General features: G+C 42.2%; 9 protein-coding genes. 4 read left to right on the forward strand and 5 right to left on the reverse strand.

All coding sequences use genetic code 11. The features are described from left to right. The first annotated feature begins 41 nt into the window (after nt 1–41). The 4 genes from mmsA to BET01_RS04430 all read left to right on the forward strand — a co-directional run bounded on the left by mmsA (nt 42) and on the right by BET01_RS04430 (nt 5,383). On the forward strand, nt 42–1,589 hold the full coding sequence (gene mmsA, locus BET01_RS04415) for a multiple monosaccharide ABC transporter ATP-binding protein (protein ID WP_120195560.1): 1,548 nt from the start codon (nt 42–44) through the stop codon (nt 1,587–1,589). Nucleotides 1,590–1,591: 2 nt separating this feature from the next. After that, nucleotides 1,592–2,758 (forward strand): multiple monosaccharide ABC transporter permease, encoded by a 1,167-nt coding sequence (mmsB, locus tag BET01_RS04420; protein ID WP_120195561.1) that lies wholly within the window; start codon nt 1,592–1,594, stop codon nt 2,756–2,758. 21 nt (nt 2,759–2,779) lie between these two features. Then, entirely contained in the window at nt 2,780–3,877 is a 1,098-nt protein-coding gene (locus BET01_RS04425) for a GntR family transcriptional regulator (RefSeq protein ID WP_120195562.1), read from the forward strand. 144 nt (nt 3,878–4,021) lie between these two features. After that, a complete protein-coding gene (locus BET01_RS04430) occupies nt 4,022–5,383 on the forward strand; it encodes a PhoH family protein (protein WP_120195563.1) in 1,362 nt (453 codons plus the stop codon). A gap of 203 nt (nt 5,384–5,586) precedes the next feature. Here BET01_RS04430 and BET01_RS04435 read toward each other — a convergent pair whose 3' ends face one another. The 5 genes from BET01_RS04435 to BET01_RS04455 form a co-directional block, all read right to left on the reverse strand. Then, a complete protein-coding gene (locus BET01_RS04435; RefSeq protein ID WP_120195564.1) occupies nt 5,587–7,503 on the reverse strand; it encodes a beta-glucoside-specific PTS transporter subunit IIABC in 1,917 nt (638 codons plus the stop codon). Nucleotides 7,504–7,596: 93 nt separating this feature from the next. Beyond that, nucleotides 7,597–8,436: a BglG family transcription antiterminator LicT gene (gene licT, locus BET01_RS04440; RefSeq protein WP_120195565.1), complete on the reverse strand. Its 840-nt coding sequence runs from the start codon at nt 8,434–8,436 to the stop codon at nt 7,597–7,599. 252 nt (nt 8,437–8,688) lie between these two features. Beyond that, nucleotides 8,689–10,095 (reverse strand): sensor histidine kinase, encoded by a 1,407-nt coding sequence (locus BET01_RS04445; RefSeq protein WP_120195566.1) that lies wholly within the window; start codon nt 10,093–10,095, stop codon nt 8,689–8,691. Then, entirely contained in the window at nt 10,096–10,806 is a 711-nt protein-coding gene (locus BET01_RS04450) for a response regulator transcription factor (protein WP_120195567.1), read from the reverse strand. A gap of 20 nt (nt 10,807–10,826) precedes the next feature. Continuing rightward, nucleotides 10,827–13,226, reverse strand: a complete 2,400-nt coding sequence (locus BET01_RS04455) for an endonuclease MutS2 (protein ID WP_120195568.1) — start codon at nt 13,224–13,226, stop codon at nt 10,827–10,829. Between the last annotated feature and the right edge of the window lie 37 nt (nt 13,227–13,263).

Genomic DNA, 13,263 nt, shown 5'->3' on the forward strand with positions numbered 1-13,263 from the left:
CCTGTTTTTGTATCAGGCATGAAGGAAAAGGAGCTGGGAAGATGTCCGATTATATATTGGAGATGAATCACATCACCAAAGAATTTTATGGAGTGAAAGCCCTAGATGACGTAAACATAAGGGTGAAACGAGGAGAAATCCATGCCCTGTGCGGAGAAAATGGAGCAGGAAAATCCACACTCATGAATGTACTCTCGGGAGTCTATTCCTACGGCTCCTACAGCGGAGATGTCGTATACAATGAAAATGTATGCCAGTTTCACACCATCAAGCAGAGTGAGGCAAAGGGAATCGTTATCATTCATCAGGAACTGGCCCTAAGTCCATTTCTTTCTATAGCAGAAAATGTTTTTTTGGGAAACGAGCAAAGGAAAATAAGAGGAGTGGTGGACTGGACAAAGACTCATAAAAAGGCGCAGGAAATGTTAAAAAAGGTGGGCCTTGAGAATGAAAACCTAAATGATCCTGTAAATACCCTAGGGGTAGGTAAACAGCAGTTGATCGAAATCGCAAGAGCCATGGCAAAGCAGGTGGAACTTTTGATTCTAGATGAGCCAACCGCGGCCCTTAACGATGAGGAGAGCAAACGCCTTTTATCCATTATGCAGGAGCTAAAAAAGCAGGGCATCACTTGTATCATGATTTCCCATAAGCTAAATGAAATCAGTGCAGTTGCCGACTCCATTACAGTCATTCGGGATGGAAAAACCATAGAGACCCTGGTAAAGGGAACAGACGATATCAGCGAGGACCGTATCATAAAAGGGATGGTGGGAAGAGAACTGACCAATCGTTACCCTGTGAGAACGTGTGATATCGGAGAAAAGATATTTGAGGTAAAAAACTGGAATGTCTTTCATTCTGACGATCCAAGCAGACAGGTAATTAAAGACGTATCCTTTCATGTAAAGGCCGGAGAAGTGGTAGGCTTTGCAGGACTGATGGGAGCCGGGCGGACGGAGCTTGCCATGAGCCTGTTTGGAAAGTCCTATGGACAGAAAATAAGCGGTTCCATCTTCATTCACGGAAAGCAGGTAATCATTAAAAATGTCCAGGATGCCATTAATAACCGGCTGGCCTATGTTTCTGAGGACCGAAAAAGCTATGGTCTCATCTTAATAGACAGCGTCAGGGGCAACATGACCCTGGCAGCACTTAAAAACTTCTTTTCCAAACGTGCGGTGGTGAATAAAAACAGTGAGATTCTTGCAGCGGAGGAATATAAGAAACGAATTAACGTAAAAGCTTCCTCCATCAATCAGACGGTCAGTTCCCTTTCTGGTGGCAACCAGCAAAAGGTAGTTCTTGCAAAATGGATGATGACCCAGCCAGATGTACTTATCTTAGATGAGCCAACCAGAGGAATTGACATTGGTGCCAAATACGAGATCTATGGCGTAATCAATGATTTGGCAAAGGCGGGAAAAGGTATCATTGTAATTTCATCTGAACTTGAAGAGGTCATTGGAACGTGTGACCGGATTTATGTAATTAGTGAGGGCCGTATATCCGGAGAGATGACCAAAGCGGAAGTATCTCAGGAAAAGATCATGAAATGCATCATGGCAGAAAGCGGAAAGGAAGCGTAGAGATGGATAAAAAGAAAATAGTAAATATCAATATGAAAGAATATGGAATGATACTGGCACTCATTGCAGTATTTCTCATCTTTTCAGTGATGACCGGTGGAAAGAACATGTCACCTGCCAACATCAATAACTTAATCATGCAAAACAGCTACATAGTCATTTTAGCAGTGGGTATGCTTTTATGCGTATTAACAGGAAACATTGACCTGGGAGTCGGTTCCATTGTTGCCGTATGTGGTGCTGTAGTAGGAATCCTCATTGTAGATTACAATGCAAGCATATGGGTTGCCATACCGGCTGCCATTTTGATTGGAACCCTTTCTGGAATGTTTGTAGGCTTCTTTGTTTCTAAGTTATCCATTCCTCCCTTTATTGTCACTCTGGCGACCATGTTAATGGCAAGGGGCCTGACCTATACTCTTTTAAAAGCTCAGACAAAGGGGCCCCTTCCAACAGAATATACGTTTATCGGAGCTGGATTTCTCCCAACCATGAAAATCAGTGTGGGAGGTGGGACCATTGATTTGATTTCCATTGGAGTCGCCCTAATTGCTTTTATTTTGATCATACTCTTTGAGATGAAGAGTATAAAAACCAAAAAGAAATATGGGTTCCCCGTCAATCCCCTGTGGCAGACTGCAATTAAGATTGGTGTTATTTTTCTCATCGTCTGGTTTTTCTTTTATAAGCTTTCCAGATATAATGGAATTCCATTTGTCCTAGTCATTATGGGAGTGTTAGTTGCCCTTTATCATTTTATCACCAGCAGGACCGTGGCAGGGCGTCAGATTTATGCGCTTGGTGGAAATGCCAAAGCAGCAAAGCTTTCTGGCATCAATACAGATAAGGTTTATTTCTGGGTCTATACCAATATGGGAATCTTATGTGCCATTGCAGGAATCGTTCTTTCAGCCCGTAACGCCTCAGCAACCCCAAAAGCTGGGGACCAGTTCGAGCTTGATGCCATTGCTGCCTGCTACATAGGGGGCGCAGCCACCACTGGCGGTGTGGGAACTATAATCGGAGCGGTGGTAGGAGCCTTTATCATGGGTATTTTAAACAACGGAATGTCTCTCTATGGCTGGTCAACGGATATTCAGAAAATTGTAAAAGGTGCCGTACTTCTTGGTGCGGTTACGGTAGACTTATTATCGAAACGTAAAAAATAACCAAGGGGCAGTGATGATAAGATGGGGACACAGAAACCAAAATATATGGAAGTTGCTGACTGGGTGCTATCTCAAATTGAAAATGGAACATTCCAGGAAGGGGATAGACTTCCATCGGAGCACCAACTGTGTCTCCGGTTTCAATTAAACCGGCAGACCGTACGTCATGCCATTGAAGTATTGGAGCAAAAAAACATGCTAACCCGGATTCAGGGAAGCGGTACATATGTGGGGGCCAAAGGGCGTTCAGAACGTCTAAAACGGTATTATAACATAGCAGTAGTCAGCACCTATGTAGACAGCTACATCTTTCCCACCGTGTTAAAAGGAATTGAGCGGACGCTCTCAAAGTCTGGATACACCATGCAGGTGGCCTTTACGGGAAACCATGTGGAGCGGGAAGGGGAGATCTTAAAAAAGATCGTGGAGAAAGGTATGATTGACGGTCTGATTGCAGAGCCAGCAAAAAGTGCCATTCCAAATCCAAATCTCCACTTCTATCAGCAGCTTAGTAAGCAAGGGATTCCCGTTTTGTTCATTAACAGCAGGTATCAGGAACTTGATATTCCTTATGTGTCTCTTCATGATGATATGGTTGGAGAAAAGGCGGCACAGTATTTAATCCATGCAGGACATAAGAAGCTTGGCGCTTTATTCAAATGCGACGACGGCCAGGGGCTTCTGAGATATTCAGGCTTTATCCGTGCACTGGAAAAGGCCGGGCTGCAAGCAGATGCGAGAAATATCTTGTGGATGGACTCCGAAAGCCAAAAGGATATGGAGGTGTGGTCTGATTATCTGTTTCAGAGACTTCACGGCTGTACCGGACTGGTCTGTTACAATGATGAGGTAGCCTACCGTTTTTCCGCCATCTGCAAGGAAAGAGGAATCCGAATCCCGGAAGATATATCCATTGTAGGAATTGATAATTCCGAGCTTTCCGTAATTGGGGAAGTGGCTATCACCTCATTTCCTCACCCCATGGAATCTCTGGGAAAAAAGGCGGCAAAAAATATCATAAAGCTGATAGAAAATCCATGCTTTGAAGCCAGTTACCTATTTGATTCTGAAGTGGTGGAACGAAGTTCAGTGAAAATAATGAAGCAAGATATCATATAACATCGCGTAATCCCCTGTATTTTCCATAATAATGTAGTGATTTTTACATGGCCTTTACAGGAATGTGGTAACAGTAGCTCTCTACTTCCGATATAATCAGAATTACAGAAACTGAATTTCTGGAAAGGAAAAGGAGTCCGGTAGATGATAAAAACCTATGTGGTAGATACGAATGTACTAATTCAGGCCCCTGATGCCCTCTATTGTTTTGATGACAATCAGGTGGTGATTCCAGTCGTTGTGTTAGAAGAATTAGATAATCTGAAAAAGGCAGAAGGAGAAAAGGGCGCAAATGCCAGAGCAGCAATTCGAATTTTAGAACAGCTCCGTCAAAAAGGTGATTTGCTCACAGGCGTAAAGCTAGAGCATGGAGGCACCTTAAGGATTGAAAAGAACTTCGTAGATGTGAAACTTCCTCCTGATTTACCAGAAGATAAGATGGATAACCGGATTTTAAAGGTTTGTAAGGGCTTAGAGGGAGACGTGGTACTTGTCACCAAGGACATACTTCTTCGGGTCAAAGCGCAGATCATCGGTGTCCAGGCAGAAGACTTCACCGCTGAGCAGGTACCAGAGCGGTCTGGTCAGTATCCAGGCAGGACAGAGGCGTATGCCCCGGAAGAATGCTTTAAGGATTTTAAGAAAAAAGGAATCTCCATCGATCGTATTTATATTATAGATGAGGCAGGGGAGCGAAAGAATCCTCAGCTGATAGAAAATCAGTTTGTAATCTTAAAGGCAGACCAATCCACGAAAAAGACGGTTTTAGGAAGGGTATGCAAAACCTTAATTATCCCTCTGGGATATGGAAAGCATAAGCCTTATGGGATTGTCCCAAGAAATGCAGGCCAGTACTTTCTCCAAGAAGCGTTGATGCAGCCAGCAGAAATCGCACCACTTGTGATTGTAAAGGGTATGGCAGGAACTGCGAAGACCTTTTATTCCCTGGCGGTTGGACTTGAAAAGCTATTAAATAATCCTACCGGTGAATACCGCCGTATGATGATAACCCGCCCCAACGCCCAGTTTGATTCTGACATCGGCTTTCTGCCGGGAGATGAACAGGAGAAGATCTCTCCCCTCATGCGACCGATCATTGATAATCTGGAACAGCTCATTGATTCCAATGAAGAGAAGCGGTATGAGAAAGAAGATGAGCTGGCAGGTAAAATAGAAGAGATTTTCGAACGAGGTCTCATAAAGACGGAAGCCCTCAATTACATTCGAGGACGTTCCATTGTAAAGACGTATCTGATTATAGATGAAGCTCAGAACATGACTCCCAATCAGGTGAAAGGAATCATTACTCGTGCGGGAAAGGGTACCAAGATCATTCTACTTGGAGACCCCAACCAAATAGACCGTCCGTTTCTAGATGAACGAACCAATGGGTTAAGCTTTGCTGCGGAACATATGAAAGGAAGCCCTTTGTGTTGGCAGGTTACCCTGACAGCAGAGGAATGCGAACGATCCGCTCTTGCCATGGATGCAGTGAAGCGGCTGTAGGAACATTGACCAGGGTAGACTTAGATCGATGTGTTTCACTCCAAATCATTGTAACAATAGAATGACAACAATTTTTTTTATAAAGGTACCAAAAAGGGTTGTGTCAAAATAGCCTTATTGCATAACGAGGAATAAAAAATAAGTCTTGGTAGGGGCGTGAAATCCCATACCAAGACTTTTTTTATTCCTTAATAAAAGTTCTTCTATAATATAGTAATCAATGGTTCCCCCACGCTAACCTTACTAGCATCGGTTGGAATAATATCGGAATAGCTAGAGAAATTGGATATCAGCACAGGTGTTAATAAGGAACAGCCTTCTTTCTTTATGACTTCCATATCAAACCGTAATATTTCCTGTCCCTTGGAAACACGACTGCCCACGGAAGTAAGTGGAGTAAATCCCCTTCCTTCCAGTTTCACAGTATCCATGCCCACATGAATCAAAATTTCCACCCCATCTTCTGTAACCATACCAATGGCATGCCCGGTTGGGAAGATTGCTGTTACCGCTCCATCAGCCGGTGCATATAAAATACCTTCCTCCGGCATGATAGCAATTCCCTTACCTAAGGCACCAGAGGAAAATGCCGCATCGTCCATATCTTCAAGAAGAACTGTGTTTCCCTTTAAAGGGCTCACAAGGGTTGTGGTTTTCGTTCCTGTCTGAGTATTCTCTGGAAAAACGACGTTGCTTTTTTCTTTGACCACATCCTTATAGGTCAATAAGCAAACAATAAAGGCTACTAACGAAGCTACTAATACACCTGTAGCCACCCATGGAATGCTGGAAGCATCATTATTTGCCGGGTTAATGTATGTAGTAAAACCAAATATTCCAAGAGCACCTGACATGTATTTTTTGACATTTCCAAAGCCAATAATGGCACCACCAATGGAAGCTGCGAAACAAGAGATGATAAAAGGTTTTTTCTTAGGAAGTGAGATACCATAGATCGCCGGTTCCGTAACTCCAAAGAATCCAGAGATAACTGCTGGGATACAAAGACTCTTTAAATTCTTATCTTTTGTTCGTAACATAATAGCGAAAACAACTGCTGTTTGTGCAAAGGAAGCAGCAAAATATGGCTGCATGAAGCTATCAAAGCCCTGAGTACTTAGATTCATGATGTAAATAGGAACAAGTCCCCAGTGAAGACCGAAGATAACAAGTACCTGCCAGAGTGCACCAACGATAGCACCCTCCAGTACCGGACTGGCATTGTAAGCTGCCTGGGTGAAGTAACCGATAACTGCTGCAATGGAATTAGCCACTGGTCCAACTAACACAAAAGTCAAAGGAGCTGCAATCATAAGCGTCAAGGTAGGTACCAAAAAGTTTTTAACTACATCTGGAATGATACGTTTCCACATCTTTTCAATCTTAGACGCCGCATAGACCGATAACACGATGGGAACCACAGAAGAGGGATAACCACTTTTCGGCATAATAACGGGGATTTTTAAAAAGCTTGCATAAATATTTGACTCAAACATGCTTCCTGCAAACAAGACTTGTTGCACATCACCGGTTGAGAGCGCTACTACCTTTGGATACACCAATGCGCAACCAAGTGCGATTCCCGTAAAGGGATTAAGCCCAAATTTTTTAGAAGCAGTATAACCTAAGATAACTGGCAGGTAATAGAAAAATCCATCTGCAACTGCATAAAGGAGTTGGTAAGTTCCATCACTTGCTGAAAGAATATTTGTAAAGGTTAAGAGAGCAAGAATTCCTTTTATTAATCCGGTTGCACAAAACACGCCAAGTATAGGCTGAAATACCCCAGAAATCGTATCGATTAAAGCTGCAGACAGCTTTTGGCGTTTTTGTGGACCTTCAGAAACGTAATCCGTTGAGTCACCACCAAAACCACCAATCTCACAAACCACAGCATACACATCAGGAACATGATTTCCAATGACCACCTGATACTGTCCGCCACTTTTCATAACGGTAACAATGCCTTCCGTATTTTTTAATATCTCTGTATTTGCTTTTGATTCATCTTTTAATTTAAAACGAAGTCTGGTAATGCAGTGAGTTAGGCTGGTTACATTGGATTTGCCACCCACATTTTGAATAATAATTCTTGCCAGTCCATCATATTTACTTGCCATAATCATTTCCTCCTTTTTTTCTATGATGATAAAGTACCCTAGATTTATCTTTCATCACGGGATTGGCCATATCCCTGGTGATATCAAGTATGGTTATTTACCAGTGTGTTCTTGAATGATTCTTCTAATATGCACTGTTAAGTACATAAGCTCCTCGCTAGACAACTGATATTCTTTTTTCTTCTTCATATAGGTTTCCACCTTTAAAGCACATTGGTAGGCTTCTTGATACTTTTGGTAGATCATATTACAAAATTCCGGATCTCCTGTTTCGTGAAATTGTTTTCTTACTGCTCTTTGAGCAAAGAATTTTAAATGTGTAACAAATCTCTCATAAGACAAGGAATCCTCGTTAAGTGAAAGAGTAAAATGATACCGGACGATGTTCATAATATCTTGTATCATCTGAGTGATTTCAATGGATTGTTCCATATCGTTATCTAGCTCTGCATTGACAATATGAAGGGCGATGCTTCCTGCTTCATCCTCAGAAAGTAAGATACCAAACCGGTCTTTAATAATTTGCAGAGCCTTTTGCCCTACTAAAAATTCCTGATGATAAAATCGTTTGATTTCCCAAAGCAAAGCATTCCTGACTTCAATTCCCTGTTTCTTGCGCTCGAATGCGAAATTCAAATGGTCTGTCAGTGTAATGTAAATACTGTCGTTTAGTTTTTTGTTCAGCAAATCCCTTGCGCAGCAAATAATTTCGCTGGCACATTGTATGTGCTCTTCTGGAATTTGGGAGAGCAGTTCCGTAAAATGGCTGATTTCCTGTGTTTTCAAAGAAAATATTTTTGATATTTTAGTTTCATCTACCGGATCACCGTCCTTTGCTGAAAAGCCAATCCCTTTCCCCATAAGCAGAAGCTCTTTGCCATTGGAATCCCATGAGCTGATAATATTATTACCTAATACCTGCTTAACTTCCATAAGTCTCCCTTATTATCAATTGGTAAAAAAATAACTGGTCATATTCACACTTTGCCAAAGCAAAGATATAAATATGGCCAGTTATGCCTGTAAAGTGTCTACAGTTACACCTAGTCCGATGTTTAATAAGTAAATATTACCATACAAGTGGCGCAAAGTAAAGCGATTGTTATAGAAATAGTACAAAACATATGATTTGATCAACGAGTAATATTATCTTCAATTCTGTTCACGCAAGTTCGTAGCCTGCTGCTACAAGTTCGTCGCCCGTGGAAGGCTGAAGATAAATTCAGACCCAACCCCCTCTGTACTGACCACGTCAATGTTCTCTCCGTGGGACTGGATGATTTCCCGGACAATGGCTAATCCTAAGCCAGTGCCTTTTTTGTCCTTACCCCTAGATGAATCTGTTTTGTAAAAACGTTCCCATATTTTCTTTATGCTATCCTTGGGAATTCCGACTCCCGTATCTTTAATGGAGATAAATATCTTTTCATATTTCCCAGATGCCTGAATGAGCACCGTTGAATCCGAGTGGCTGAACTTAAGAGCATTGTCAATTAGGTTATAAAGAACCTGCTGTATTTTGCCTAAGTCAGCGTACACCATTTGAATGCTGTCAGAAAAGGTTAAATCAAAGGTAATATTCTTTTCATTGCAGGCGCCCTCAAAGGAAGCTGCTGTGTCCTTAATGACTCGATTGATATCGAAATTGGTCCGCTTTAAATAGCCCTTGCTATCTAGAGAATTAAGCGTCAGCATTCCCTGGGTCAATTTATTAAGCCGCTCCGTTTCGGTTATCACCCGTTTTAAGTATTTCTCATGCATTTCCGGGGGGATGGTACCGTCCAAGATCGCTTCCAGATAGCCTTTGATGGAGGTTAGAGGAGAGCGAAAGTCATGAGAGACGTTGGCGATAAAGTTCTTTTGATACTCTTCCATTTTATTTAATTCATTGGACATATAATTAAGAGTATTAGCAAGATATCCAATCTCATCCCTGGTATTAACTCCAATATGATAGGTCAAGTTTCCCTGGGCGTATTCATTGGCTCCTGCGATAATCTTTTTCAGAGGGAGATAAACATTTTTTGTAAATATGAGAAGAATCACAAGGGACAAAGAAAAAACAACGGCTGCTGTGATGTAGACTATGTTTAATATATTGTCCCGTTCCGCTTGCAAATGGGATATAGGAAGGTGAATGACTACATAACCATAGGTAGTATAATTCCCTGTAATGGGAGCATGGACACTTAGTACATCATAAGAGAACTCATTGTAATAATTTCCTGTGGTATAATGTTTATTCCCAAAGGCAGCAGGATCAAATTTTTCAATAATCTCGTCTTTTTTCCCGGTTGATTCGCTGTCAGCCACAATTTTCCCCTGGCGTTCCACGATCCAAATCTGCGCGTTTAAATAACCTGCCAGCTTTTCAAGTTCCGGGTAGGAAGAGGTAACGTTCATAGTCTTACCGTGATACATGCTGCTGTAAGAGGAGGCAATCTGATTTGCTTCATCATATAGGCTTTCAGAATACCGCTTTAATAAATATTGATTTGTTATTTCCGAAGAAAATGTAGCGATGGTAATAAATCCAAGTAGGCCAAATAAGAGATAGCCTAGGATAAATTTTGTATAGAGAGAATGGCTCATTTACCGCTTCACCTCAAACTTATAACCGATCCCCCAAACAGTGGAAAGCGCCCACCCAGAATGATCTTTGATCTTTTCCCGAAGACGTTTGATATGCACGTCCACCGTCCTAGTATCACCGATATATTCATATCCCCAGATATGATCAAGGAGCTGTTCTCTTGTAAATACCTGATTAGGAGAAGAAGCCAAAAAGTACAATAGCTCCAATTCCTTAGGAGGCATCTCAATGGAGTGACCCATATAGATGACCGAATAATTGGTAAGGTTTACAATCAGATCCGGATATTCCACGTAATCTCCCTGTTGGTCTGTATGAGCGGCAGAAGGAGAGGGCATGGTCTGGTAACGCCTTAGGACTGCCTTAACACGAGCCACCAGTTCCTTTGAATCAAATGGTTTGATCATATAGTCATCGGCTCCAAGTTCAAGACCTAAGACCTTATCAAAGACCTCGCCCTTGGCAGAGAGCATGATAATGGGAATCTGAGACTGGGAACGAATTTTTTGGCAGACTTGATAACCGTCCATACCCGGGAGCATTAAGTCCAAGAGCACAAGGTTTGGCTTAAATTCTGGGAAAACCCGGAGTGCTTCTTCCCCGTCCCCTACAATTTCCGTATCATAGCATTCTTTAATTAAATATAAGGAGATCAATTCCGCAATGTTACTGTCATCGTCTACAATCAATATCCGTTGTTTCTCTGCCATAATGGACTCCATTTCTAATGTTATTTGAATGAAACAATGGTTACTCCGGAATCTCCTTCCCCAAAGGCACCGAGCCGAAATTCCTTTACATACTTTAATCTTTTAAGATGCTTATGCACCGCATTTTTAAGTGCACCAGTTCCTCGACCATGAACCACTCTTACTTGAGGCAGATGAGCCAGGTAAGCATCATCTAGATACTTGTCAAGTTGTGGAATGGCCTCATCTGTAGTCATACCAATCAAATTGACTTCCGGTGAAATGGATAAGGATTTGGACATACGAGTCGTGCTGATTCCACTGCCGCTGCCCACTTTTTTGGAACTGCCGCCTGCATTTGATACAGAGACAGAGTCTTCCTGCAAAAGCTCAAGATCCGATAGATTCACAAGTGATCTTAAGATACCCATCTGAACGTAAAGATCGCCCTTTGCATTGGGAAGGGAATTAACGGTACCGTTTAAATTCATACTAAGGACCTTAACGCCATCTCCAAGCTTTAGCTTTTTGGGATCGATTTCCTTACTGGAACGGGTCTTCTCCTTTTTCAAGGAAAGAGAAGCGTCCACATCCTGAAGCTTGCCCCTTAACCGGCTGCGTTCTGCCTCCAGCTCCTTGCCGATACCGGAGTCACTAGATAGTTTGTTGATCTGGCGAATGGTCTGATCCGCAGTGTCCTTGGCATCCCTTAAGATTCTCTGGGCTTCTTCCTTGGCGTCCTGAATCATCTTATCCCGTCGTTCATCTAGCCGCTCTTCCTTCTGGGTAATTCGGTTCTTTAACTGTTCTACCTCTCGTTTATAGGATTCTATCTGTACCCGTTCCTTCTCAATCGTTGTACGGTTCTCTTCCAAATGAGTCAGAAGATCTTCAAAGGTTTCATCCTTGTCTTCCAAATGAGTCTTTGCATCTTCAATAATATAATCAGGAAGTCCCAGCTTCTTTGAAATGGCAAACGCGTTACTCTTTCCAGGTACACCGATTAACAGACGGTAGGTAGGTCTTAAGGTTTCCACATTAAATTCACAGCATGCGTTCTCCACTCCAGGAGTAGTGAGGGCAAATACCTTAAGCTCACTGTAATGAGTGGTAGCCATGGTACGGCATTTCATGTTGTGGAGGAAGGATAAAATGGATATTGCAAGAGCAGCGCCTTCCGTCGGATCTGTTCCTGCACCAAGCTCATCAAACAGACAAAGAGAACGACTGTCTGCCTGTGAAAGAATGTTGACAATGTTTGTCATATGAGCAGAAAATGTACTAAGACTCTGTTCAATACTCTGCTCGTCACCAATGTCTGCAAATACTTCATCAAATACAGTCAGTTCTGAACCATCAAAAGCTGGTATGTGAAGACCAGATTGTCCCATAAGTGTGAATAACCCTACCGTCTTAATGGAAACAGTCTTACCTCCCGTATTAGGTCCCGTTACGATTAAAAGATCAAAATCACGTCCCAGATGAACACTAATAGGGACTACCTTTTCTGGATCAAGAAGAGGGTGGCGACCATCTTTGATATGAACGATGCCCTTCGTATTAAATGCAGGCTCGCTTCCTTTATAATGCTTTGAAAGAACTGCCTTTGCAAATATAAAATCCAGATTTGCAAGTGTCACATAATTAGTTTCAAGCTCTTCCAGGTAAGGCATAAGCTGATTGCTTAAATCAGCCAGAATCATCTCAATTTCTTTCTGTTCCTGAATCTCCAGGGTTCGAAGCTCATTGTTTAGCTTTACGATGGCCATAGGTTCAATAAACAGGGTGGAACCAGTGGAAGACTGGTCATGTACCATACCAGAAACCTGGGATTTGTGCTCTGACTTTACAGGAAGGCAGTAACGTCCGTCTCTCATGGTAATAACTGCATCCTGAAGATAGGAACGATTGGAATTTAGTATAGAGTTTAACTGCGTGTGAACTTTATCATTAATAGACCGCATGAGCCGTCTTACTTGGCGTAATCCGGGGCTTGCGTCATCACTTATTTCCTCTTCTGATATGATGCAGCGTTTAATCTCTGTATTGACCGGAGTAAGAGGCTCCAAAACCCGAAAGAATTCCTCCAGGGAATCCTCAGAAAGTTCTGAGTCCTCGTGACGGCCGTAAGCCTTTGCGCGAGCGGATATGGTTAAAAGTGAGCTGATGGCAAGAATCTCTAAGATGCCAAGGGAGCTTCCTACATCAAGACGTTTGAGGGAAGGACGAATATCCTTTACTCCATTAAAAGAGATACCGCCTTTTTGACGAACTCTTGTAACGGCATCTGTAGTTTCTGTCTGAGACTGTACGATTTCTTGGTAATCGGTAGAAGGTACCAGACGTTTGCACAGTTCTTTTCCTGCGTCAGAGGTGGCATATTCTGTAAGCGTTCCAATGATTTTATGGTATTCTAACGTTTTTAATGCTTTCTGATTCATATATTTACCTTTTATGATTTTCTTTCTTTCCGGATGT

Origin of the sequence: Lacrimispora algidixylanolytica (assembly GCF_003609635.1) — a bacterium.
GTDB classification, from domain to species: Bacteria; Bacillota; Clostridia; order Lachnospirales; family Lachnospiraceae; genus Lacrimispora; species Lacrimispora algidixylanolytica.